General features: G+C 57.3%; 25 protein-coding genes and 1 pseudogene. 10 read left to right on the forward strand and 16 right to left on the reverse strand.

Annotation, left to right across the window (positions count from 1 at the left end):
* Position 1: 1 nt before the first annotated feature.
* Positions 2–451: a transcriptional regulator NrdR gene (gene nrdR, locus ACLH1I_RS09080; protein WP_002890417.1), complete on the reverse strand. Its 450-nt coding sequence runs from the start codon at positions 449–451 to the stop codon at positions 2–4.
* Positions 452–598: 147 nt separating this feature from the next.
* On the opposite strand from nrdR, the gene ACLH1I_RS09085 reads away from it, so the two are divergent.
* Positions 599–1,138, forward strand: coding sequence for a DUF3251 domain-containing protein (locus ACLH1I_RS09085; RefSeq protein ID WP_004204835.1), 540 nt, complete (start codon positions 599–601; stop codon positions 1,136–1,138).
* 300 nt (positions 1,139–1,438) lie between these two features.
* The gene (locus tag ACLH1I_RS09090) at positions 1,439–2,323 is read left to right on the forward strand and encodes a nucleoside-specific channel-forming protein Tsx (RefSeq protein WP_004204836.1); all 885 of its coding nucleotides are present in this window, start codon (positions 1,439–1,441) and stop codon (positions 2,321–2,323) included.
* A gap of 42 nt (positions 2,324–2,365) precedes the next feature.
* Here ACLH1I_RS09090 and ACLH1I_RS09095 read toward each other — a convergent pair whose 3' ends face one another.
* From ACLH1I_RS09095 to ACLH1I_RS09130, 8 genes and pseudogenes are all read right to left on the reverse strand, one after another.
* The gene (locus tag ACLH1I_RS09095; RefSeq protein WP_048294246.1) at positions 2,366–3,061 is read right to left on the reverse strand and encodes a helix-turn-helix transcriptional regulator; all 696 of its coding nucleotides are present in this window, start codon (positions 3,059–3,061) and stop codon (positions 2,366–2,368) included.
* A 24-nt stretch (positions 3,062–3,085) separates the two neighbouring features.
* Entirely contained in the window at positions 3,086–3,451 is a 366-nt protein-coding gene (locus ACLH1I_RS09100) for a VOC family protein (RefSeq protein ID WP_004204838.1), read from the reverse strand.
* Positions 3,452–3,588: 137 nt separating this feature from the next.
* The gene (gene secF, locus ACLH1I_RS09105; RefSeq protein WP_004204839.1) at positions 3,589–4,560 is read right to left on the reverse strand and encodes a protein translocase subunit SecF; all 972 of its coding nucleotides are present in this window, start codon (positions 4,558–4,560) and stop codon (positions 3,589–3,591) included.
* 10 nt (positions 4,561–4,570) lie between these two features.
* The gene (secD, locus tag ACLH1I_RS09110) at positions 4,571–6,418 is read right to left on the reverse strand and encodes a protein translocase subunit SecD (RefSeq protein WP_004204840.1); all 1,848 of its coding nucleotides are present in this window, start codon (positions 6,416–6,418) and stop codon (positions 4,571–4,573) included.
* A 26-nt stretch (positions 6,419–6,444) separates the two neighbouring features.
* Complete coding sequence (gene yajC, locus ACLH1I_RS09115) at positions 6,445–6,777, reverse strand: preprotein translocase subunit YajC (protein ID WP_002890398.1); 333 nt, start codon at positions 6,775–6,777, stop codon at positions 6,445–6,447.
* A 22-nt stretch (positions 6,778–6,799) separates the two neighbouring features.
* Positions 6,800–7,927: a tRNA guanosine(34) transglycosylase Tgt gene (gene tgt, locus ACLH1I_RS09120; protein ID WP_002890395.1), complete on the reverse strand. Its 1,128-nt coding sequence runs from the start codon at positions 7,925–7,927 to the stop codon at positions 6,800–6,802.
* A 110-nt stretch (positions 7,928–8,037) separates the two neighbouring features.
* Positions 8,038–9,102 carry a tRNA preQ1(34) S-adenosylmethionine ribosyltransferase-isomerase QueA gene (queA, locus tag ACLH1I_RS09125; RefSeq protein WP_004204841.1) on the reverse strand — a complete coding sequence of 355 codons (1,065 nt, stop codon included), beginning with the start codon at positions 9,100–9,102 and terminating at the stop codon, positions 8,038–8,040.
* A 64-nt stretch (positions 9,103–9,166) separates the two neighbouring features.
* A pseudogene (locus tag ACLH1I_RS09130) lies at positions 9,167–9,282 on the reverse strand (hypothetical protein).
* Between the two features lie 88 nt (positions 9,283–9,370).
* Between ACLH1I_RS09130 and acpH the strand changes: the two are divergent.
* Both acpH and ACLH1I_RS09140 read left to right on the forward strand, forming a co-directional pair.
* Positions 9,371–9,952, forward strand: a complete 582-nt coding sequence (gene acpH, locus ACLH1I_RS09135; RefSeq protein ID WP_128336022.1) for an ACP phosphodiesterase — start codon at positions 9,371–9,373, stop codon at positions 9,950–9,952.
* A 127-nt stretch (positions 9,953–10,079) separates the two neighbouring features.
* Positions 10,080–10,682 (forward strand): peroxiredoxin, encoded by a 603-nt coding sequence (locus ACLH1I_RS09140; RefSeq protein ID WP_004178733.1) that lies wholly within the window; start codon positions 10,080–10,082, stop codon positions 10,680–10,682.
* 168 nt (positions 10,683–10,850) lie between these two features.
* Here the strand turns inward: ACLH1I_RS09140 and ACLH1I_RS09145 are convergent, their stop codons facing one another.
* Entirely contained in the window at positions 10,851–10,973 is a 123-nt protein-coding gene (locus ACLH1I_RS09145; RefSeq protein WP_192796514.1) for a hypothetical protein, read from the reverse strand.
* A 55-nt stretch (positions 10,974–11,028) separates the two neighbouring features.
* Between ACLH1I_RS09145 and ACLH1I_RS09150 the strand changes: the two genes are divergently transcribed.
* The 5 genes from ACLH1I_RS09150 (at position 11,029) to fba (ending at position 15,095) form a co-directional block, all read left to right on the forward strand.
* Positions 11,029–11,472, forward strand: coding sequence for a PTS sugar transporter subunit IIA (locus ACLH1I_RS09150; RefSeq protein ID WP_004204845.1), 444 nt, complete (start codon positions 11,029–11,031; stop codon positions 11,470–11,472).
* 5 nt (positions 11,473–11,477) lie between these two features.
* Positions 11,478–11,765 (forward strand): PTS sugar transporter subunit IIB, encoded by a 288-nt coding sequence (locus ACLH1I_RS09155; RefSeq protein WP_017898931.1) that lies wholly within the window; start codon positions 11,478–11,480, stop codon positions 11,763–11,765.
* A 20-nt stretch (positions 11,766–11,785) separates the two neighbouring features.
* Positions 11,786–13,177 (forward strand): PTS ascorbate transporter subunit IIC, encoded by a 1,392-nt coding sequence (locus tag ACLH1I_RS09160; protein ID WP_004204848.1) that lies wholly within the window; start codon positions 11,786–11,788, stop codon positions 13,175–13,177.
* Between the two features lie 65 nt (positions 13,178–13,242).
* Entirely contained in the window at positions 13,243–14,205 is a 963-nt protein-coding gene (locus tag ACLH1I_RS09165; RefSeq protein WP_151628467.1) for a carbohydrate kinase family protein, read from the forward strand.
* A gap of 35 nt (positions 14,206–14,240) precedes the next feature.
* Positions 14,241–15,095 carry a class II fructose-1,6-bisphosphate aldolase gene (fba, locus tag ACLH1I_RS09170; RefSeq protein WP_074186558.1) on the forward strand — a complete coding sequence of 285 codons (855 nt, stop codon included), beginning with the start codon at positions 14,241–14,243 and terminating at the stop codon, positions 15,093–15,095.
* Positions 15,096–15,153: 58 nt separating this feature from the next.
* Here the strand turns inward: fba and ACLH1I_RS09175 are convergent, their stop codons facing one another.
* The 3 genes from ACLH1I_RS09175 to ACLH1I_RS09185 all read right to left on the reverse strand — a co-directional run bounded on the left by ACLH1I_RS09175 (position 15,154) and on the right by ACLH1I_RS09185 (position 18,417).
* Complete coding sequence (locus tag ACLH1I_RS09175; RefSeq protein WP_053810711.1) at positions 15,154–17,022, reverse strand: amidohydrolase; 1,869 nt, start codon at positions 17,020–17,022, stop codon at positions 15,154–15,156.
* A 24-nt stretch (positions 17,023–17,046) separates the two neighbouring features.
* Positions 17,047–17,592, reverse strand: coding sequence for an antibiotic biosynthesis monooxygenase (locus ACLH1I_RS09180; RefSeq protein ID WP_004204853.1), 546 nt, complete (start codon positions 17,590–17,592; stop codon positions 17,047–17,049).
* Positions 17,593–17,775: 183 nt separating this feature from the next.
* A complete protein-coding gene (locus ACLH1I_RS09185; protein ID WP_002890357.1) occupies positions 17,776–18,417 on the reverse strand; it encodes a hydrolase in 642 nt (213 codons plus the stop codon).
* Positions 18,418–18,682: 265 nt separating this feature from the next.
* Here ACLH1I_RS09185 and ACLH1I_RS09190 point away from each other — a divergent pair, with 265 nt between their 5' ends.
* Entirely contained in the window at positions 18,683–19,585 is a 903-nt protein-coding gene (locus tag ACLH1I_RS09190) for a LysR substrate-binding domain-containing protein (RefSeq protein ID WP_004204855.1), read from the forward strand.
* Here ACLH1I_RS09190 and malZ read toward each other — a convergent pair.
* The 3 genes from malZ to brnQ form a co-directional block, all read right to left on the reverse strand.
* Entirely contained in the window at positions 19,582–21,399 is a 1,818-nt protein-coding gene (gene malZ, locus ACLH1I_RS09195) for a maltodextrin glucosidase (RefSeq protein WP_048294242.1), read from the reverse strand. The two genes, ACLH1I_RS09190 and malZ, sit on opposite strands and share 4 nt — an antisense overlap.
* Before the next feature lie 151 nt (positions 21,400–21,550).
* Positions 21,551–22,924 (reverse strand): proline-specific permease ProY, encoded by a 1,374-nt coding sequence (proY, locus tag ACLH1I_RS09200; protein WP_151628466.1) that lies wholly within the window; start codon positions 22,922–22,924, stop codon positions 21,551–21,553.
* Between the two features lie 86 nt (positions 22,925–23,010).
* Positions 23,011–24,330: a branched-chain amino acid transporter carrier protein BrnQ gene (gene brnQ, locus ACLH1I_RS09205; protein WP_004204859.1), complete on the reverse strand. Its 1,320-nt coding sequence runs from the start codon at positions 24,328–24,330 to the stop codon at positions 23,011–23,013.
* Positions 24,331–24,459 lie beyond the last annotated feature (129 nt).

Here is a 24,459-nt window from a genome sequence, read left to right on the forward strand (position 1 = left end):
CTTAGTCCTGTAAGCGGGCGATCTCTTCGCCGAATTCTTTGATATCTTCGAAGCTGCGATAGACCGACGCGAAGCGAATATAGGCGACTTTATCCAGTTTTTTCAGCTGTTCCATCACCAGATTGCCGATCATTTTGCTGGCCACTTCGCGCTCGCCGGTGCCGCGCAGATGGGTTTTGATATGGTTGACCGCCATTTCGACGTCATCGGCGCTGACCGGACGTTTCTCCAGCGCTTTCAGCATCCCACTGCGCAGCTTGTCTTCGTTGAAGGGTTCACGCACATCGTTACTCTTCACCACCCGGGGCATCACCAGCTCCGCCACTTCGAAGGTGGTAAAGCGCTCATTACAGACCAGACACTGCCGACGGCGACGCACGGAAGAGCCTTCCCCCACCAGACGAGAGTCAATCACTTTGGTATCCACGGCGAAACAGAAAGGGCAATGCATAGCGCGTCCTGACAGGTAGTTAAACTGAAGGGTAGTTTACCGCGAAGTGACCTGACTACAAAGAAAGAGCTTTTGAGACAAAGGATCTATGGGAGAGACAGGCGGTTTGGCTACCATTAAGCATCCTCTGCAAACGGAATCCTGACCATGACAAGACGTTACCTGAAACTCGCCATCGCGGGCAGCCTGTTTACCCTTACCGCCTGCGCCCAGCAAAGCGAAATCCGCCAGATGCACCAGAGCGTGAGCACCCTGAGCCAGGAGATGACCCAGCTCAATCAGCAAACGATCAAAATTACCCAGCAAAACGCGCTGAACGCGAAATCTACCCGCGGCGTCTATTTGCTGCCGGAGGCGAAAACCCCGGCGCGGCTGGAGAGCCAGATCGGCACCCTGCGCATGTCGGTGGCGAGCATTACGCCGGATGGCGACGGGTCACGCCTGACGTTGCGTATTCAGGGCGAATCCAACGATCCGCTGCCGGCCTTTACCGCCACCGTCGCCTCCGGACAGATCACCGGCACTACCCACAGCTACCAGGAAGTAAATGTTCAGGATCAGTTGATCAGCGCCCCGGCCAGCATCCTCGCACCCAGCGATGTCAACATCCCGCTGCGCCTGAACGTGACGCCGGACAAAGTCGGTTTTATTCGCGTCCACGATATCCAGCCCGCCGCCGCACAGTAAGCCTTTGCGCCGGGCTTTCCCCTGCCCGGCGACATCCTGCCCCGTCATTCTTCTCCACTTACAACTTTTCACAAGAGTTCATTAGAAATCGTTCTGCATCGCGATTTTCAGTAGCATTTTGTCAAGAAATGCATAGAATCGTGAACGCAATCGATTACGCATGTTCTGGTTATGTGAAACAACACGTATTTTTGTGAGCAATGATTCCTATAATAGACCCCCACAGAAAGACGAAATATTTAGAAACGCTTCGGCACTTCTTTTAACGCCTTCAGGCTCAATTTAAACAGTGGCATTACTATGAAAAAAACATTACTGGCAGCGGGTGCGGTTGTGGCGCTCTCCACTTCTTTTACCGCGGGCGCGGCAGAAAACGACAAACCGCAGTATCTGTCTGACTGGTGGCACCAGAGTGTTAACGTGGTAGGTAGCTACCACACCCGTTTCGGACCGCAGATCCGTAACGATACCTATCTGGAATACGAAGCGTTCGCCAAAAAAGACTGGTTTGATTTTTACGGCTATATCGATGCTCCGGTGTTCTTCGGCGGCAATAGCACGGCAAAAGGTATCTGGAACAACGGTTCTCCGCTGTTTATGGAGATCGAACCGCGCTTCTCTATCGACAAGCTGACCAACACCGATCTGAGCTTTGGGCCGTTCAAAGAGTGGTATTTCGCGAACAACTATATCTACGATATGGGCCGCAATGATTCCCAGGAGCAGAGCACCTGGTATATGGGTCTGGGTACCGATATCGACACCGGCCTGCCGATGAGCCTGTCGTTGAACGTCTACGCCAAATACCAGTGGCAGAACTACGGCGCGTCCAATGAGAACGAGTGGGACGGCTACCGCTTCAAAGTGAAATACTTTGTGCCGCTGACCGACCTGTGGGGCGGTTCGCTGAGCTACATCGGCTTCACCAACTTCGACTGGGGTTCTGACCTCGGCGATGACAACTTCTACGATCTGAACGGGAAGCACGCGCGCACCAGCAACTCCATCGCCTCCAGCCACATCCTGGCGCTGAACTACGCGCACTGGCACTACTCGGTAGTGGCCCGTTACTTCCATAACGGCGGCCAGTGGGCTGACGATGCCAAGCTGAACTTCGGCGATGGCGATTTCAGCGTCCGCTCAACCGGCTGGGGTGGTTACTTCGTGGTTGGTTACAACTTCTAATTGCTGAAACGGCAAGACAGCGCCCGGGCCATCCGGGCGTTTTTATTTCTCCCACACGTCGCACCGGACCTTGCGCAGAAAATCGCTTAACGAGCGGTCGGCGCACTCGCTGAATCGACGCTCGGTCGCCCTGACCGCCAGACAGCGGTCGAGGCGAAAGTTGCGATAATCATTGCGCAGCTCACACCAGGCTACCAGCAGCCAGCGCTCCCCCCAGAAAAACAGCCCCAGCGGCAGCACGTCGCGCTCGGTCACCCGACCGGACTCATCCTGATAGCGCAACGCCAGCACCTGCTGGCCGGAGACCGCCTGATGAATGATGTCAAAGAAGGTTTTGGCATAGCGATGGGCGCCGAGATCGGGGGCAAACAGGCGGGTCTGCTCCGCCTGGCGTCGGCGCGCCTCCGGCAGGATCGCCAGCATCTTCTCCTGTGCGGATTCCAGCGATTGCGACAGCGCCTCGCCGCCCCAGGTTTTCAGCAGCCGGATCGCGGCGATCAGCGCTTCGGATTCTTTGGTGGTCAGCATTAGCGGCGGCAGATCGTAGCCCGCCAGCAGCCGGTAGCCGCTACCCGCCTCCCCCTCCACCGGCACGCCGGAGAGGGAGAGATCGCGAATATCGCGATACACGGTGCGCTCCGACACGCCCAGCCGCTCCGCCAGCAGCGAGGCGGTGGTGAGCCGCCTGCCGCGCAGGATCTGCACAATCTGAAATAAACGGTCGGCGCGTCGGGTCATGTTTCAATTCACAAAAAGTTCAGGTTAAGCCGGTTGGTGCAGGCCGACGCGGTTGCCCTCGCTGTCAGTAAACAGCGCGATGGTGCCAATATTATTCGGCAGCGTCAGCGGCCCGAAAACACACGCCCCACCCGCCGAGGCGACGCGGTCGAGTGTGGCGGCAAGATGGTCTGTATGCAGGTAAATAATAGCGCCCTGCGCTGAAGGCGCGATACCCTCAAATTTGGCCAGCGCGCCGCCGGGGGCCGGGTCCTGATGCGGGAACACCGCCAGCTCGGCGCAGTCCATGGTTTCGCGACGCAGCGTCACCTGCATCACCGGCTCATAAAACGCGACGGCGCGATCCATATCGGCGACCGGAATTTCAAACCAATTAATCACGTTATTCATACTTCCTCCTGCTCGTTATTGAGTTCAAAAGGAGTGTATGGGAGGGCTCCTGACAGCATACTGTCAGCAGGTTTTGTCGCGGGCAAAAAAAATCCCGGCCGCCTGGGCCGGGATTGCTTCATTTCAACTGAACCGTATTACGGCAGAATTGACGGCTGGTCCGCCCCTTCTTTTTCCACCTTCTGCTGCAGCAGATGCTCGCGCTTCATGCCCAGCTTCAACGCCAGCGCGGAGGCGACGTAGATAGAAGAAGCCGTACCGATGGAAACACCGATCAGCATGGTCAGCGAGAAGCCTTCCAGAATCGGGCCGCCGAACAGGAACAGCATCAGGATCACCATCAGGGTGGTCCCGGAGGTGATCAAGGTACGGTGCAGCGTCTGGGTCAACGACACGTTGAAGATCTCGTACGGCGTACCGCGGCGGATCTTACGGAAGTTTTCACGGATACGGTCCGATACCACGATACTGTCGTTCAGCGAGTAGCCGATAACCGACATCAACGAGGCCACAATGGTCAGGTCGATTTCGATATGGAACAGCGACAGCACGCCCATGGTGATCACCACGTCGTGCGCCAGGGCGATAACCACCCCCGCCGCCAGACGCCATTCGAAGCGGAAGCCGACGTAGATCAGGATACAGACCAGCGCGGCAATCAGCGCCAGGGCGCCGGTTTGCGCAAGGTCCGCACCGACGCTCGGGCCGACAAACTCAATGCGCTTCACCGCTGCGTTCTGGCTGGTCGATTCGTTAATCACCGTCACGACCTTACTGCCCAGCTCCTGGCTGCCGTTGGCGTCATGCACCGGCGGCATACGTACCATGATGTCGCGGCTGCTGCCAAAGTTCTGCACCTGCGGCTCTTCAAAGCCCGCTTTTTGCAGGGAATCGCGCATCTGGTCGAGATCGACCGGCTTCTCAAGGGTAATTTCGATCACCGTACCGCCGGTGAAATCGAGACCCCAGTTAAAGCCGCGGACGCCGATGATGGCGATCGACACAATCAGCAGAAAACCTGAAATGCCGAAGGCCCAGTAGTCCCAGCGCATAAAGTCCCAGACTTTACGGCCGTGGTTCAATTGTTCAACAGTATATTCCTGTGCCACAACGCACTCCTCAGATAGACAGCTTTTTAACGCGCTTGCCGCCGTACAGCAGGTTCACGATGGCACGGGTGCCGACGATAGCGGTAAACATTGAGGTCGCGATACCGATACCGGTAGTAATCGCAAACCCTTTAATGGCACCGGTACCGACCGCGTACAGGATGATCACTTTGATAAGCGTCGTCACGTTGGCGTCGAAGATCGAGCTGAACGCGCCGCGATAACCTTCGTCAATCGCCTGCTGAACGGTACGCCCGTTGCTCAACTCTTCTTTGATGCGCTCGTTGATCAGAACGTTAGCATCGACCGCCACCGCAAGGGTTAACACGATACCCGCGATGCCCGGCATGGTCAGCGTCGCCCCCGGGATGAGGGACATAATGCCGACAATCAGCACCAGGTTGGCAATCAGCGCCGAGGTCGCAATCAGACCGAACTTCTTATAGAAGAGGATCATGAACAGGATGGAGACCACCAGGCCGGCCAGACAGGCTTCCAGACCCTGCTTGATGTTCTGCATACCAAGGGTTGGGCCGATAGTCCGCTCTTCGACGATCTGAATCGGCGCAATCAACGCGCCGGCACGCAGCAGCAGCGACAGCTGGCGCGCTTCGTTCGGGTTGCTGATACCGGTAATACGGAAGCTGTTACCCAGACGCGACTGGATGTTGGCGATGTTAATCACCTCTTCCTCTTTCGCCAGGATAGCCCGACCGTTGGCGTCTTTCTTACCGCTGTCTTTATACTCCACGAACAGGGTCGCCATCGGCTTGCCGATATTGTCCTTGGTGAAGTTGGACATGATGTTACCGCCCGCGCTGTCCAGCGAGATGTTGACCTGCGGCTGGTTGTACTCATCCATGCTGGAGGTCGAGTCGGTGATATGGTCACCGGTCAGGATCACCCGCTTGTACAGCACCACCGGCTGGCCTTCACGCGTCTGCTTCACTTCCGAGTCGCCCGGTACGCGGCCAGAGGCGGCGGCGGACTGGTCAACGTTGGTATTGACCAGACGGAACTCGAGGGTCGCGGTCGCGCCAAGGATCTCCTTCGCCCGCGCGGTATCCTGGATACCCGGCAGCTCAACGACGATGCGGTCAGCGCCCTGACGCTGAACCAGCGGTTCGGCGACGCCCAGCTGGTTCACACGGTTACGCAGAATGTTAATGTTCTGCTGAACCGCGTACTCACGGGCTTCTTTCAGGCGCTCATCGGTCATCACCGCTTTCAGGCTGTTGTCACCCTGAGAGGAGATCACCAGATCGCGATGGCGAGGGCTGAGATAAGAGATAGCCTGGTCGCGCGCCGCGCTGTCGCGGAAGACGATGCTCAGACCGTAGTTGTCTTCCTTGCGCACGGTCGCGTAAGGAATGCCTTTGTCGCGCAGCTCGCTGCGCAGGCTATCGATGTTCTGTTCCTGCAGTTTGCCTAACGCGGTGTCCATGTCGACTTCCATCAGGAAGTGCACGCCGCCGCGCAGATCAAGACCCAGCTTCATCGGTTCGGCATAGAGTGCCGCCAGCCAGCGTGGGGTTGCCGGAGCAAGGTTTAGCGCCACGACGTATTTGTCACCCAGCACGGTAAGCAGCGCTTCACGCGCGCGCAGCTGGGTATCAGTGGTGTCGAAGCGCGCAAGAATAGCGCCCTCTTCCAGTGCCACAGACTTCGCGGTAATTTTTTCTTCTTGTAAAGTTTTCTGGACCTGGATCAGCGTTTGCTCACTGGCGGCGACGCCGCGCGCGCCAGTGATTTGAACAGCCGGATCCTCACCATACAGGTTGGGAAGCGCATAGATCAGGCCGACGACAATGACGACGACCAGCATGACATACTTCCACAAAGGATAACGGTTTAACACGGCAGTTCCCTTTGGGAAAAGTTAGATTACAGCGCCTTCATGGTGCCTTTCGGCAGAACGGCAGCAACGAAGTCACGTTTGATAACCACTTCAGTGGTATCGTTCAGCGCGATAGCAATGTAGCCAGTTTCCGCTACTTTGGTCACGCGACCGACCAGACCGCCGTTGGTCAGCACTTCATCACCTTTGGCGATGGAGTTCATCAGGTTCTTATGTTCCTTGGTGCGCTTCTGCTGTGGACGCAGGATCATGAAGTAAAAAATCAGACCGAACACCACCAGCATCAGAATCAGAGACATCGGGCTGCCCTGCGCCGGTGCACCCGTTGCCGCTACCGCATCAGAAATAAAAAAGCTCATTGAAATTCCCTCATTATTAAAATTAATCAACGTTCAAAGGAGGCACGGTGCGCCCCTGACGTTGGTAAAAATCGGTCACGAAGCTCTCTAATTTACCCTCTTCGATAGCCTTGCGTAAACCAGCCATTAAACGCTGATAGTAGCGCAGGTTATGAATGGTATTGAGACGCGCGCCCAATATTTCGTTGCAACGGTCAAGGTGATGCAAGTAAGCGCGTGAATAATTGCGACATGTATAGCAATCACACTCGGCGTCCAGCGGCGCGGTATCGCTTTTGTGCTTCGCGTTGCGGATTTTCACCACGCCGTCGGTGACGAACAGGTGGCCGTTACGCGCGTTGCGCGTCGGCATGACGCAGTCGAACATATCGATACCGCGACGTACCCCTTCCACCAGATCTTCCGGCTTCCCGACGCCCATCAGGTATCGTGGTTTATCGGCCGGGATCTGCGGGCAGACGTGCTCCAGAATACGGTGCATGTCTTCCTTCGGCTCGCCGACCGCCAAACCGCCGACAGCGTAGCCATCAAAGCCAATCTCTACCAGACCTTTCACCGAGATATCACGTAAATCTTCGTAAACGCTGCCCTGAATGATGCCGAACAGCGCATTTTTATTGCCAAGGCTATCGAAACGGTCACGGCTGCGCTTCGCCCAGCGCAGAGACATCTCCATTGAGCGCTTGGCGTAATCCCAGTCCGCTGGATACGGCGTACATTCGTCGAAGATCATCACGATATCAGAGCCGAGATCGTACTGAATCTCCATGGATTTTTCCGGATCGAGGAAAATCGGATCGCCGTTGATCGGGTTGCGGAAATGCACGCCCTGCTCGGTGATCTTACGGATATCGCCAAGGCTGAACACCTGGAAGCCGCCGGAGTCGGTCAGGATCGGTCCTTTCCACTGCATAAAATCGTGCAGATCGCCGTGCAGCTTCATGATCTCCTGACCCGGGCGCAGCCACAGGTGGAAGGTGTTGCCGAGAATAATCTGCGCGCCGGTGGCTTCCACCTCTTCCGGCGTCATCCCTTTGACGGTGCCGTAGGTGCCAACGGGCATAAAGGCCGGTGTTTCCACCACGCCGCGCTCAAACACCAGGCGACCGCGGCGGGCGCGACCGTCGGTGGTATCCAGTTCAAATTTCATGCTTGCTCCTGCGTCAGAAAAACAGTCCGACGTTTTCATACTCGCCACGGAATGATTCCGTGGCTAAAAAAATGCGTCATGGCGTCCAAAAAGCCGGCGGGCCGGCCTCTTCAGGGACGCTCAGAAATAGCCTGCGGATTGTACGTGATAAACATCGCATCCCCGTAGCTAAAAAAGCGATATTTCTGCTCCACCGCTACCTTATAGGCGTTCATGGTGTGCTGATAACCCGCAAACGCCGACACCAGCATAATCAATGTGGATTCAGGGAGATGGAAGTTGGTTACCAGCGCATCGATCACCTGGTACTGATAACCCGGGTAGATGAAAATCTGCGTATCGTCGAAGAACGGCGCAATCAGGGCGTCTTTCGCCGCCTGCGCCGCGCTCTCCAGCGAGCGTACCGAGGTGGTGCCCACCGCGATCACGCGATTGCCGCGCGCCTTAGCCGCCAGCACCGCATCGACTACCTCCTGCGGCACTTCCGCATATTCAGAGTGCATGGTGTGCTCTTCAATGCTGTCGACGCGCACCGGCTGGAAGGTACCCGCGCCCACGTGCAGGGTGACAAACGCCATCTCAACGCCTTTGGCGCGCAGTTTATCCAGCAGCGGTTCGTCGAAGTGCAGACCAGCGGTCGGGGCGGCTACCGCGCCCGGCCTGGTGCCGTAGACGGTTTGATAGAGCTCGCGGTCAGCGTCTTCATCCGGGCGGTCAATGTAGGGCGGCAGCGGCATATGGCCAATCCCGTTAAGGATCTCCAGCACCGGGCGCTCGTCGTTAAATTCCACTTCAAACAGCGCGCCGTGACGCGCCAGCATGGTGGCCTGAATGCTCTCGTCGTCGCCCAGCAGCAGCTCGGCGCCCGGCTTCGGCGCTTTCGAGGCGCGAATATGGGCGAGGATGCGCTTATCATCCAGCATCCGCTCCACCAGCACTTCGATCTTGCCGCCGCTGGCCTTACGACCGAACAGACGCGCCGGGATCACCCGGGTGTTGTTAAACACCAGCAGATCGCCGGGATTGAGCTTATCGAGGATGTCGGTGAAGGTGCCATGCGTCAGCGCGCCCGTCGGCCCGTCCAGGGAAAGTAAGCGGCAGCTGCTGCGCTCAGGCATCGGATAGTGGGCGATCAGAGATTCGGGTAGTTCAAAAGCAAAATCGGTAACGCGCATGACGGTAACTCAGACTGAATAAAGAGGCGGGTAGTCTAGTGCCGGGGCGTTCTGCCTGCAACCTTTACCCCTCCGGACGAATGACATAATCTATATTCCAAATCATTCCGAATGCCGCCATGCGGCAGCCGAATGCATCACCGGTGGCAGAGGGCCGCGCGCGGCCAGACAGCACGCCATTCGGGCACCGGGGCTGCCGTTCAGGGCGACGCGCAGCGCTACACCGCTCACTCTGCTCGCCATAAAGTATTTAAAGGATGTCGTCGCTATGAATTTTCTCGCCCACCTGCACCTGGCCCATCTCGCCGACAGTTCGCTGCCCGGCAATCTGATGGCCGACTTTGTGCGCGGCAACCCGCAGGGCGACTATCCGGCGGCGATCGTCGATGGCATCTATATGCATCGGCGAATTGACGTGCTGACTGACAACCTGGCGGAAGTCAAAGAGGCGCGGGAGTGGTTTCGCCCGCAGACCCGCCGCGTCGCCCCCATCACCCTCGACGTCATGTGGGATCATTTCCTGTCGCAGCACTGGGCGCAACTCTCCCCTGACCTGCCGCTGGACGAGTTCGTGCGCTACGCCGAGCGGCAGATCGTGCCGATCCTGCCCGACTCGCCGCCCCGCTTCGTCAATCTCAATCAATACCTGTGGTCGGAGCGCTGGCTGGAGCGCTATCAGGAGATGGATTTTATTCAGCGCGTGCTCAATGGCATGGCCAGCCGCCGCCCGCGTCTCGAGGCGCTGCGCGACTCCTGGCAGGATCTGGATACTCACTACGACCGGCTGGAGGAGCAGTTCTGGCGCTTTTATCCGCAGATGATGCGTCAGGCGAAAAACAAACAGCTGTAATCGCTGCGACATTGATAGGTAAAAGCTGGCTGAACGATTGTCAGCGCCTCTTTGTGTTATTGGCGGACAGGCTCTATACTTGCCCGCGTTGCGTTCCAAATAACCTTAGTAATTACAGGAGAATCAAATGGTTCTGGTCACTCGTCAAGCGCCGGATTTTACTGCAGCCGCTGTGCTGGGTAATGGTGAGATCGTTGAGAAATTCAATTTCAAACAGCACACCAACGGTAAACCTACCGTTCTGTTCTTCTGGCCGATGGACTTCACCTTCGTTTGCCCGTCTGAGCTGATCGCGTTCGACAAACGTTACGAAGAATTCCAGAAACGCGGCGTGGAAGTGGTTGGCGTTTCCTTCGACTCCGAGTTCGTGCACAACGCATGGCGTAATACCCCGGTAGACCAGGGCGGTATCGGCCCGGTTAAATACGCGATGGTTGCCGACATCAAACGTGAAATCCAGAAAGCTTACGGTATCGAGCATCCGGACGAAGGCGTGGCGCTGCGCGGCTCCTTCCTGATCGACGCCAACGGCGTGGTTCGCCACCAGGTGGTTAACGACCTGCCGCTGGGCCGTAACATCGACGAAATGCTGCGCATGGTTGACGCGCTGCAGTTCCACGAAGAGCACGGCGAAGTCTGCCCGGCGCAGTGGGAAAAAGGAAAAGAAGGTATGGCTGCCTCTCCGGAAGGCGTGGCAAAATACCTGACCGAAAACGTCTCCAGCCTGTAATCGGCACACGTTTTTATAAAAGGCCCGCTCAAGCGGGCCTTTTTTGTTAGCGGCGTCAAAATTTAAGAAAATGACCCGCTGATATTTGTGACCAGCAATACACTTCTGCTGATAAATTTCGCTCTGCCTCTCATTTTTTCTCTGTCAAATTTCAGCGTTAAATCTCAATCATTTCATAACACACTGAAAAACAAATAAATTATTTATATGATTTTCAGCCAGCACTTTGCCGTCGATGTGATCGCCATCAATATTTAAAACCGCGGATGTGATCCCATCCATCATTTTTATCAATGTATTTGCTCATGATTTTACTCATGAACAGGAATACGTTCAGGAGAAGAGAATGGATATTATTTTTGACCCGACGTTAATCGCCCTGAAGCAGAATATTTCCCATGCGGAGGAGGCCATCGAACTGGCGGGTTCATTACTCGCCAGGCGCCAGATTTGCAGCGCCGAATATGTCAACGAGATGCTGACAGTATACGAGGATTTTGGCGCCGCCATCGTGATAGATGACGGGATTGCCATGCCGCACGCCCGCCCGGAAAAAGGGGCATTGCAGACCGGATTTTCGCTTGTCACCACCGCCACGCCAGTGACCTTCGGCCACGATGAGTTCGATCCGGTTACCGTCGTCATCGCGATCGCCGGCGCCGATGCTGACAGTCATATCAAAATGATCCAATTGATTGCCTCGCTGATCGAGTCAGATATCGTGACTTTTCTTCAGCAGGAAAATGACGTGAATTCAGTCTTACATTTCATCCAAAAACAAATGGAGTAGTCATTATGTTAGTTATCAGAACGGTTTGTGGTAACGGTATTGGCAGTTCATTGATGGCTGCGAATAATGTGAAGAAGATCTGTGAAGAATTAGGTATCAAAGCGGACGTCGCTTCGGTCGATTTTGCTAACGCCGTCGGGGAAAAAGCCGACCTTTACGTCACGATCAAAGAACTGGCAAATCAATTTCCGGCCCACTGTCATGTCGCCATTATTCGCAGCTACGTCCATAAAGCAAAAATCGCCGAGGATATTACCGACGCGCTGATGAAAATTGCTGCGACTCACTCTTAATCAGCATAGAGGGAACGACCATGCAGGCTATTCTTAGTTTCTTAACGGAAATATTCAGTCAACCCGCTTTTTTAATGGGGCTTATCGCCTTCGTTGGCTTAGTGGCGCTGCGCTCCCCCGGCAACAAACTCCTTACCGGCACATTAAAGCCGATTTTAGGCTATTTGATGCTGAGCGCTGGCGCAGGCGTTATCGTTGCCAATCTCAACCCGCTGGGAGGTATTATCGAAGCTGGATTTAATATCCGCGGCGTTATTCCTAACAATGAAGCCATTGTCTCCGTCGCCCAGAAAATGCTGGGCGTGGAAACCATGAGTATTTTGCTGTTGGGCTTTATTTTCAACCTGATCATAGCCCGCTGCACCAAATATAAATATATCTTTCTCACCGGCCATCATTCGTTCTTTCTCGCCTGCCTGTTCTCCGCCGTCCTGCAGGCGGCGGAGTTCCAGGGCTGGATGTTGATCCTGATCGGCGGATTCCTGTTGGGCTCATGGTCGGCCATTTCCCCGGCCATTGGCCAGCGTTACACCAGGCAGGTAACCGAAGACGGCGGGATCGCCATGGGCCATTTCGGCTCCCTGGGCTACTACCTCTCGGCGTGGATCGCCAGCCGGACCGGCAATCCGGCAAACTCCTTCGCCGATACCGAAATTTCAGAAAAATGGGGTTTTCTGCGCGATACCACCGTCACCACCGGTATCGTGATGTTTGTTATCTACTTCATCTGCAGCGCTGTCGCCGGATCGGCGTACCTGAGCACCATCACCGACCAGAATATGCTGATCTTCTCCGTGCTGACCGGTCTGCAGTTCGCCGTTGGCGTAGCCATTGTCTACAACGGCGTGCGGTTGATCCTCGGCGATCTGGTGCCGGCATTCCAGGGCATCAGCCAGAAACTGATCCCGGACTCCATCCCGGCCGTTGACTGCGCGGTGTTCTTTACCTTTAGCCCCACCGCGGTGGTGGTGGGATTCATCAGCTCCTTTGTAGGCGGTCTGGTCGGGATGCTCATGCTCGGCGGACTGGGCATGGCGCTGATTATTCCCGGCATGGTGCCGCACTTCTTCTGCGGCGGCACCTCCGGGGTCTTTGCCGACAAGCTGGGCGGTAAGCGCGGGTGTATCATCGCCGCCTTTATCGGCGGGATCTTCCTCGCCTTCCTGCCGGCGATGCTGCTGCCGGCGCTCGGCAACCTCGGGTTTGAAAACAGCACCTTCGCCGATTTCGACTTCGCAGTATGGGGCATCATTATTGGTAACGCGTTCACCCAGTTTGGCCAGGTCACTATCTACCTGATTTGTCTGGCGCTGCTCGTCGCGCTGCTGGTGCCTTTCTGCTTCCGTCAAGTACGGGTAGTGGGCAACACGCTCAGCTATGAGGAGCTTACTGCCAAGCAGAAAAATGAATAAGCGAGGTCATTTTTCCCTGCGGGAAGGTCACGCTTCCCGCCGCTGACAAATAATCAGGAGTGGTTATGGCTATTTTGTCCATTGGATTTGCCTGTTTCGATCAGTTTTTCTTTCTCAATGAATGGCCCAAGGAGAATACCAAAAACTTTTGTCATGATTTTATAGAAAGCGGCGGCGGCCCGGCGGCCAATGCAGCCTGGCTGCTGGGATTATGGGGTGAGGAGGTCTATTACATCGGCCATCTGCATCAGGACCTTTACGGTCAGCGCATTATCGATGAGTTTGCCGAAGCGGGGGTGGATACCAGCCAGGTGGTTTTCTCCGATGACATGATCACCCCGCTGGCCTCGGTGCTGGTCAATCGCTTAACGGGTTCGCGGACGATTATTACCCGCAAGATGCAGACACCGCCTTCCCTGACCTACGATCAAAAGCTCAAACTGGACGACCTCGCCGAACGACTGATTGCCGCCGAGGATCCGGTCACCATTTTAATTGACGGCCATGAGCCGGAAATCAGTGAATATTTAATTAAGAAACTGCCCAACGCCAGAGTGGTGATGGACGGCGGGTCACTGCGCGCCAGCAATATAAAACTCGCAGCCTGGACCGACTATTTTGTAGTGAGCGAACATTTTGCCCGCGATTATATGAGCTATCGCTCTTTGAGCACCGAAGCAGAAATTAAAGCGGCGCTGATTGAGCTGAATAAAATTTGCCGCGGTGAAGCATTTATTACCCTTGGCGAAAAAGGCTGCGCTTTTTTAAAAAGCGGTATGCTGCAGATCGTTCCTTCCTGGCTGTGCAATGCCGTTGATACCACCGGAGCCGGGGATGTATTTCACGGCGCCTTCACCTATGGCGTCCACTACTCATGGCACATAGATAATATTATTTTATTTGCCAGCCTGACCGCCGCCATTTCTATTGAGAAAAAAGGGGTACGGGAATCTATGCCGGACCTGGCGGTCGTCCACCACTCGTTAAATAGCTACGAGAGAAACTTAAAGCAATATTTTGAAGAATAACTGCATTTAATAAATATCAAGAGGTGAATATGTTAGTGTCGATGAAGGACATGCTTCAGCATGCCCTGCGGGACGGCTACGCCGTCGGTCAGTTCAACATTAATAATCTGGAATGGGTCGGCGCCGTATTAAGCACTGCCCAGCAGTGCCGCTCACCGGTTATTTTGGGCGTGTCCGGCGGCACGGTTAAGCATATGCTCGGGTTAAAATGTATTCATGACATCGTAGTTAACGCCATGGAGTATTTGCATATTGATGTTCCGGTGGCGCTGCATCTGGATCATGGCACCTCCCGGGAGGCCTGCGAAGCGGCGATCGCCGCCGGCTTCAGTTCCATTATGTTTGATGGCTCGCATCTGCCGTTCAGGGAAAACCTGGCCATTACTCGCCATCTGGTGACGCTGGCGCACAGCAAAGGTATCTCTGTTGAGGCCGAACTGGGGACTATCGCCGGCAGTGAAGACGGCATTGTCAATTCCGAAGTCATCTACGCCGATCCCGAGGAGTGCTACACCCTGGTGACAGAAACCCAGGTGGATTGCCTCGCCGCCGCGCTGGGCTCCACCCATGGCCTGTATAAAGGCAAAGCCCGACTGGGATTTACCGAGATGAAAGCCATTGCCGAGCGGGTGAAGGTTCCGCTGGTGCTGCATGGCGGCACCGGTATTGCCGATGAGGATATGCGCCGGGCGATTGCCTGCGGCACCGCCAAGATTAACGTTAATACCGAAAATATGTACGCCTGGTGCCAGCAGGTGAAGGCGATCTTTGCTGCCGATACCGGGCACGATGTGAACGATCCGCGGAAAGTGATCGCCCAGGGACTGCAGCCAGTACGCGAAATGATTGCCCGCCGCATGGCGCTTTTTGGCTCACAGCAGCGCTATTGATGCGTGAAAGGTGGCTGAGACCTCCGCCCCTTAGCAACCGGGGCGGAGGCGTCAGGCATCAGAAGGCAAAGCAGGAGCAACCCAGCACGCCCCAGAAGGCCTGCTCGTCGGAGACCGGGATCGACGATTTTCGCGCGATATCATGCTGATGGCCGTGGACACCGCAGCTACCGCAGCACTGGTGCATCTGCACTATGGCGCCAATTTTGGCCGCCGCTGGCGGAGCGGAACGGTAATGGCCCGGGACCTTCACCACCGGCGACCACTCCGGCAGCACCGGGATCGGCGGCGGCGCCAGCGGCGAGAAGTGACCGGCGGCGTACACCACTTTGCCATCAACCACCGTCAGCACCGACTCAATGCCTTTGATCTCCTCTTCCGCGACGCTGAAATAGTCCTTCGACAGCACCACCAGATCGGCAAGCTGACCGGCGGCCAGACGGCCCTTTTTACCCTGCTCGCTGGAGAACCAGGCGCTGCCCGCCGTCCACAGCTCCAGCGCGACATCGCGCGGCAGGCGGTTGTTGTCGTCATACATCGCCATCCCGCCAACGGTGCGCCCGGAGACCAGCCAGTACAGCGCGGTCCATGGATTATAGCTGGCGACGCGGGTGGCATCGGTCCCTAACCCTACCGGTACGTCCAGCTCCAGCATTTTCGCTACCGGCGGCGTATGTTTCACCGCCTCTTTGCCGTAGCGATCGACAAAATATTCGCCCTGGAAGGCCATCCGGTGCTGCACCGCAATGCCGCCCCCCAGCGCCTTCACCCGCTCAATGTTGCGCTCGGTAATGGTCTCGGCATGATCGAAGAACCAGTGCAGGCCATTAAACGGAATGTCACGGTTCACCTTCTCAAACACGTCCAGCATCCGGCTGATGGACTCGTCGTAGGTGGCATGCAGGCGGAACGGCCAGCGATGTTCCACCAGATGGCGCACCACCCGCTCCAGCTCATCTTCCATGCCTTGCGGCAAATCCGGCCGCGGCTGCAGGAAATCTTCAAAATCCGCCGCCGAAAACACCAGCATCTCGCCGGCGCCGTTGGCGCGATAGAAATCGGTTCCCTGCCCCGGCTTCAGCATATCGGTCCAGCGCTCGAAGTCCTCCAGCTCCTGCTTCGGTCGCTGGGTAAACAGGTTGTAGGCGATGCGCACGGTCATCTGATCTTTTGCGTGCAGCTGCTCGATAATTTCGTAATCTTCCGGGTAGTTCTGGAAACCGCCCCCGGCGTCGATGGCGCTGGTCAGCCCCAGTCGGTTCAGCTCGCGCATAAACTGACGGGTGGAGTTCACCTGCAGATCCAGCGGCAGCTTCGGCCCTTTGGCCAGGGTGGCGTAGAGGATCATGGCGTTTGGTTTGGCAATCAGCATCCCGGTCGGGTTGCCGTGGCTATCGCGGACGATCTCTCCGCCCACCGGATCCGGCGTCTCTTTGGTATACCCCACGGCTTTCAGCGCCGCGCGGTTCAGCAGTGCGCGATCGTAGAGATGTAGCACAAACACTGGCGTATCGGGCGCCGCGTCGTTTAGCTCTTCCAGGGTCGGCATCCGTCGTTCGGCGAACTGAAATTCGCTCCAGCCGCCGACCACCCGCACCCACTGCGGCGACGGTGTGCGATCCGCCTGATCCTTAAGCATTCGCAGGGCATCGGCCAGAGAGGGCACGCCCTCCCAGCGGAGCTCAAGGTTGTAGTTCAACCCTCCGCGGATCAGATGCAGGTGAGAATCGTTGAGGCCCGGGATCACCGTATGCCCTTTGAGATCGACGATCTGCGTTCCCTCGGCGGCAAAGCTCATGATCCGATCGTGGCTTCCGGTGGCAACAATTTTTCCGTCGGCGATGGCCACGGCTTCCGCCAGCGGATTCGCACGATCGAGGGTATGAATCTGGCCGTGGGTCAGAATCAGTGTGGCAGTTTGCGACATAACACACTCCTTGGGGAGGCTGACTCAGTTTTTCTTCAACCAGCCAGCAAACAGGCGGGTCACGATTGGCATCCAGAACCAGACCACCAGCGCAACCACGCAGGCATCATTGATCAGGTGCAGCAGCAGGCTCCCCTTAAGCGACGGCAACAGCATGCCGGTCACCGTCGGCACCAGGTTGGTGCTGGGGAAAATCACCAGCAGGGTGATCAGAAACTGTTTCCAGCGCCGCGGCTGGCGCACATTCGCGACCGGCGGGGTAAACCAGAAGGCCGGTTCGGTCCGCACCTCCGTCCGATCGCCCTCCGTCAGCAGCGGGGCAATTTCCGCCACCAGCTGACGACGGGTTTCCGACTGCGTCCAGGCATAGAGATGCTCCAGGGTGTCGAAGCGGATAATCACGCTCCACAGATTCTGCCCTGCGGCGGGCCGGATCACATTCGCCCCGAGATGGCCGGGAAACTCAGCCGCGATGGGCATGATTTTGCCGAGCCACTCTTCGTAGCGCTGGCCGTGTTGCGGATCGAGCAGATGGCTGATGACCAGGGTCACCGATTTTTGCTGCGCCATAAAGATTCCTTGCTTCAGGGGAATGGCAGGATGATTCTCGCCATTAGCCATAGATGACCATACACAACGTCATTCATGCTGCGTCGAGGCGGCAAGCCGGCACGTCCCGGGAGCTGACATCAGTCAGTGACCGGGGCGGGCAAACCCAGCTAACAAAGAGGCAGCCTGAAGGGTGAAGTGTATTTAAGCTTTACGCTCTGGCGCGCCATGCACCATGGTATAAGCGTAATCCACGCCCATCCCGTAGGCGCCGCTGTGTTCGCGCACCAGGTCCATCACCGCATCGTAAGTCGCTTTGCGCGACCAGTCGCGCTGGTACTCCAGCAGCACCTGCTGCCAGGTCACCGGCACCGCGCCCGCCTGCACCATCCGGTCAATGGAGCGCTCATGGGCGTCGACAGAGGTACCGCCGGAGGTATCGGTGACCACATACACTTCGTATCCCGCCTCCAGGGCCATCAGCGCCGGAAACGTCAGGCAAACTTCGGTCCACAGAGCGGAGATCACCAGCTTTTTACGGCCGGTCGCTTTCACCGCCGCGACGAAGGCATCGTCTTCCCAGGAGTTCATTGAAGTACGCTCAATCGGCTTGACGTCAGGATGCACGGCCAATAATTCCGGCCAAATATAACCGCTGAAGCTTTTGGTCTCTACGGAAGTGTAAATCACCGGTACATTAAAAATTTTGCCGGCTTTAGCCAGCGCCACGGTGTTATTTTTGAGGGTCTGGCGATCGATATTCGCCACGCCAAATGACATCTGTGGCTGATGATCAATAAAGATAAGGGCGGAATTAGTGGGATCGAGCAGTTCACGAATAGACATTAAATACCTTCTTAATCAATTAGTTAAAAAGATGACATGATGGTTAATGCGTCGTGTAGATCCTGACTGATAAAGCATGGTGAGTATAGCCAGTTATTTCTAACAAGTTATTAAAGTTTTTTTGTGGTTTATATTTTGTCAGCGGTTAGTATTTACTCATGCCAGCGTTCATCAAAATTTTACGGCAAACTGTTCTGATTTATTCACTGGCATTGATTATTGCGCTTAGGTACAACAAGGGGAAATTAATGAATGGAAACTCCTGATGCGCGTAAACTTTGATGTTCTGATGATCCTTGATGCGCTGGACCGACACGGATCCTTCGCCACCGCCGCAGAGTCGCTGTATAAAACCCCCGCCGCTCTGAGCTATATGATCCAGAAGCTGGAGAGCGATCTGGAGATCGTCTTGTTGGATCGTTCCGGCCATCGGGCAAAATTTACTGATACCGGGAGGCTGATGCTGGAGAAGGGGCGACAGCTTTTAAGCGCCGCCAGAGATCTGGAAAAGCAGGCCCAGCAGCTGAGCGCGGGCTGGGAGCGAGAGCTGGCGATCGCCCTCGACGCCTCGTTTCCCTTTTCGGCCCTGCTGCCGCTGATCGCCGAGTTCTACGCGCAAAACCCGCAGACCCGGCTGAACTTCAGTCATCACACCCTCGCCGGTTCATGGGAAGAGCTGACCCACCATGGCGCGGATATTATCCTCGGCGCCATCAATGAGCCGCCCACCTCTGCCGAGTGGTCATGGCAAACCCTCGGCGCGCTGGATAACATTTTCGTGGTCGCCCCGGCCCACCCGCTGGCCGGAGCGGAAACGCCGCTCAGCAATAAGCAGCTCAGCCAGCACCGGGCGGTGGTGATCCGCGACAGCGCCCGCTATTGCCATCCGCTGAACAGCAATCTGCTTGATGAACAGCCGCAAATCGGCGTCGATGATTTCGCCAGCAAAGTCGAACTGCTGTGCGCCGGGCTGGGCTGCGGCTTTCTGCCGCGTCATATCGCCCGCCCGTGGCTGGAAAAAGGCTGTCTGGTGGAGAAAAGCGTCGCCGGCTGGCGGGAAAAAGATATCACCTACATGGCCTGGCGCAGCGGGAATGACGGGCTGGCTCAGCGCTGGTGGCGGGAGGCGCTCCTCCGCGACGACCTGCTGAGCCAGCTCTATCGTTAACGACCGGACCAGACGCAGGCGGAGATAGCCGGGAGCGTCAGTACCCCGTCATGGAAGGCGCCGGCGCCCTCCTGCAGCGTCCAGGCTCCCACGTCCAACAGCGGCGAATCCTCGATAACCACTTCGCAGGCTTCGCCGCGGTTAATCGCCACCAGTACCCGCTGCTGTTTGTAGACGCGGACAAACACCACCACGTTATCCTCGGCGTAAATCACCTGGCAGCCGCCGTAGCGCAGCGCCTGGTGGGCTTTACGCAGTTTCGCCATTCGCTGATACAGCGCCAGCAGCTGGGTATCCTGCAGCGCCGGATCCCACGGGAACGGTTTGCGGCAGAACGGATCGTTATTGCCATCTACGCCCACCTCATCGCCGTAGTAGATACACGGTACCCCGGGCCAGCTGAACAGCCACACCACCGCCAGCGGCAGACGCGCTACGTCTTTGCCAAGGAGAGATTTAAAACGCGCCGTATCATGGCTGTCGAGCTGGTTGAACATCCGCAGCTGCTGCTGATGCGACAGCCCGGCGCGATAATTATCCATCCACGCCATACAGGTCTGGGCGTCTATCTTCTGCGGATCGTAAGAGATATCGGTATTGGCGAGGAATCCCCAGATCGGGAAGGTGAAGCCGCGGTAGTTCATTGCCGCATCTTCGGCATCCGCCTGCAGCCACTGGCGCGCGTCGCCAAAATGTTCGCCAAAGACAAAGGCTTCCGGCTGCGTTTGTTTCGCCGCCTGGGTGATGCCGGCGATATGCCGCAGGTTATTCCGCGCCCCGCCGCCTTCGCCGAGCATATGCACCACGTCCAGACGCCAGCCGTCCATACTCCACGGCGCCTTCAGCCAGTGGCGTACGATGCTGTCCTCGCCGGCATAGATCTCGTTGACCAGGCTGGTCGACCGATAGTCGAGCTTCGGCAGACTGGCATAGCCCAGCCAGTTGTGCGCCTGCCCCTCCCCGGAGAAGGTAAACCAGTCGCGCCACGGGGAGTCCGGATGGTGGCCGGCGCCGCCGCTGCCCTGCTGGTGGCGATCGAACCAGGGATGGGAATCGCCGGTATGGTTGAACACGCCGTCGAGGATCATGCGCATCCCCGCCCGCTGGGTGTTGTGGCGCAAGCGGAGCAGCGCCGCGTCGCCGCCAAACTGCGGATCGACGCGCCGATAATCCTCGGTGTCGTATTTATGCACGCTGGGGGCGGCGAAGACCGGGTTCAGATACAGGGCGGTGACGCCGAGCTGCTTCAGGTAAGGCAGTTTTTCGCTGATGCCGTCGAGATCCCCGCCGTAGAACGTCGACCCGCCCGCCTCGCCGGTAAGCGGTTCGTCCCACGCCTTGCGCACAATCTCCCGTCCCGCCGCGTGATGGTAATAGACCGCATCCTGTTCGGCGTCACGCGCAGCGCTGCGGGCAAAGCGATCGGGGAAAATCTGGTAGAAAACCTGATCGGCCACCCACTGCGGGCCGGCGTCCGGCAGGTCGACGGCGAACTGCTCCAGCCTGGCCGGCGGGAAACGGCTGAAGCCCTGCGGCGTAAACCAGCGCTGATGGTCGGCCCACAGTAGCTTAAAGCTGTAGCGGCGGCGCGGCTGACCGCTGGCGAGATGGATTTCACCGCGCCATGCCACTACACCCGGCCTCGGCGCCTGGCGGAGGCGCTGCATCGGCAGCGACAGCTCTTCGTTATCTTCTTCCGCGCGCAGCGTGATCCGCTGCGGCAGCGACTCACCGCTCAACCACAGGGTAATAAACAGTCGGTCCTGTTGCACCTTGATAAAGGGTGCAACCGGAAGGTGCCATGCCTTCAACATCGTGAATCCTCATTGTGCAGAATGGGCACACCTTGCCATAGCCGTCAGGCGCAGAACTCATCGTCACAGGATTTTTTGGGGGAGGATAACGGGGGAGGACGCGGGTCGGCAAGCCGCCCCGGTCGCGCGATGCTGACCGGGGCGATGTTGATTACTGTGCCTGCGCCAGGCGGCGCTCACGACGGGTCTTAAAGACCCAGCCCAGCAGCAGCAGCGCAACCCACGCCATACCGACGTACAGCGAGATGCGGGTGTCCGGATGATAGCCGATCAGGGCGATAATAAACGCCAGGAACACCAAGCCGACAACCGTGGTCGCCACCCCGCCGGGGACTTTGAATTTCAGGGCTTTGACCTCCTCCGGCGACAGACGGCGGCGGAAGGCAATCTGCGACAGCAGGATCATAATCCAAACCCACACGGTGGCGAAGGTGGCCAGCGAGGCGATCACCAGGAAGACGTTTTCCGGCATGATGTAATTGAGGTATACCGCAAACAGCAGCGCAATGGTCATCACCATCACCGTCACCCACGGAATACCGCGACGCGAGGTTTTAGCGAACACCTTCGGCGCGCTCCCCTGCTCGGCCATGCCGTGCAGCATACGGCCCACGCCGAACACGTCGGAGTTAATCGCCGACAGCGAGGCCGTCAGGACCACGAAGTTAAGAATGCTGGCCGCGAAGGTAATGCCCAGATGCTGGAAGGTCAGGACAAAGGGGCTGCCGTCGGTACCCACCTGGTTCCACGGATAGATAGACATAATGACAAACAGCGTGCCGACATAGAACACCAGAATGCGCATCGGCACCGAGTTGATAGCGCGTGGAATGGATTTCTCCGGATCTTTCGCCTCACCGGCGGTAATGCCGATGATTTCGATACCACCGTAGGCGAACATCACCATCTGCAGCGACATCACCATTCCCAGCCAACCGTTGCTGAAGAAGCCGCCGTTGCTCCAGAGGTTATGAATGCCCGTCGGCTGGCCGCCGTTGCCGATCCCCCAGATAATGATGCCGAACCCGGCGAGGATCATAATGATGATGGTGGCCACTTTGAAGAACGAGAACCAGAACTCCAGCTCGCCAAACACCTTGACGCTCATCAGGTTGACGGCGCAGATGATGAGCACCACGCTGAGCACCCAGATCCAGTGCGGCACCGTCGGGAACCAGACGCCCATGTAGATACCGAAGGCGGTGACGTCGGCGATGGCGACGATCAGGATTTCAAAGCAGTAGGTCCAGCCGGTGATATAGCCCGCCAGTCCGCCGAGGTTTTCCTGAGCATAGCGAGAGAATGAGCTGGCGGAAGGGTTATGCACCGACATCTCACCGAGCGCGCGCATAATGATATATGCCGCGACGCCGCCGATAATGTAGGCCAACAGTACGCTGGGTCCGGCCATTTTAATCGCGTCGGCTGAACCGTAAAAAAGCCCGGTGCCGATGGCGGAACCCAGGGCCATAAAGCGGATGTGCCGGGTGCTTAGCCCGCGCTTAAGCTTGTTACTACTTTCCATCGTGGTTTTTCAATGCCGTTTAACACAAAAAATAAAAAACCACGGAACCCGAAGTCCCGTGGTTAAACGCTTGTCCTCAACGCCGGTTAGTGCGCGCTGGAGGTCACCTGACGTCCGGCGGCACGGTCCCAGATCACCGCGAGGATTGCCATCACGGCGGTCGGCATCAGCCAGGCCAGACCTTGCTCCGCCAGCGGCAGACGCGCGGTCCAGGCCGGCAGGATAGCGGCAAACGCCGATGACTTAATCCCGTCAATGATACCAAACATCAGACTGATAAACATGGCCGGCGCGATAACACGTGACGAATTATGCCACCAACTGCGGGTAAAGCTTAATACAACCAGTGCGATACACGGCGGATAGATAGCGGTCAACACCGGAATCGACACCTGAATCAGGTGGCTCAGACCAAGGTTGGAGACCGCCATCGAGAACAGGCCGAGGATGAAGACCAGCGTGCGATAGGAGAACGGCAGATACTGGGCAAAGAACTCAGCGCAGGCGCAGGTCAGACCCACCGCCGTCACCAGGCAGGCGATGAAGATCAGCGCTGCCAGCAGGAAGCTGCCCGCCCCGCCGAAGGTATGCTGCACGTAAGCGTGGAGGATTGCCGCGCCGTTAGCGGACTGGTCCACGAGGGTGGCGCTATCAGAGCCCAGACGGAACAGCGCCAGATACAGCAGGGTCAGACCGACGCCTGCCATCAGGCCCGCCCAGACGGTGTAGCGGGTCAACAAACGCGCTTCGCTGACGCCGCGGGAGCGTGCGGCATTGACAATCACGATCCCGAACACCATCGCGCCGAGGGTGTCCATGGTCAGGTAGCCGTTGACGAAGCCATTGGAGAATGGCGCGGTACGATACGCTTCCATCGCGTCGCTGATCGGGCCCGCCGGCCAGACAACCGCGGCGACCGCCAGCACAATCAGGGCGATAATTTTCAACGGCGCAAGGAAATTTCCCACCGTATCCAGCAGTTTGCCCGGATAGAGTGAGACCAGGATCACCAGCGCGAAGTAGATAACGCTGTAGATCAGCAGCGGCAGCGGGCCGTCGCCGGTCAGCGGCGCAATCCCGACCTCAAAAGAGACGGTCGCGGTGCGCGGGGTCGCGAACAGCGGTCCTACCGCGAGATAACACACCACCGCCAGCAGGATACCCGCCACTTTACCAATCGGGGTGCTCAGGCTTTCAACGCCGCCGCCGACTTTCGCCAGCGCCACCACCGTCAGCACCGGCAGACCCACCGCAGTGATCAGGAAGCCGATCGCCGCCGTCCAGACGTGCTCGCCCGCCTGTAAGCCAACCATCGGAGGGAAAATAATATTGCCTGCGCCAACGAACAACGCGAAGGTCATAAAGCCCAACGCTATGATGTCGCGAGATTTTAACTGATGGGTCATAAATTCATTACTGCCTGTGGATGTGGTGTTGTAAAAAAATGGAAAAATACCGCGCTACCCTCTCAGGGACGATACAGCGGCGATTGCCGGTAAACTCAGCGAGATATGCTCCCGAAGCGGCGTGGGAAA

Origin of the sequence: Klebsiella sp. 1SOBk10mer, assembly GCF_046602535.1 — a bacterium.
GTDB classification, from domain to species: domain Bacteria; phylum Pseudomonadota; class Gammaproteobacteria; order Enterobacterales; family Enterobacteriaceae; genus Klebsiella; species Klebsiella quasipneumoniae.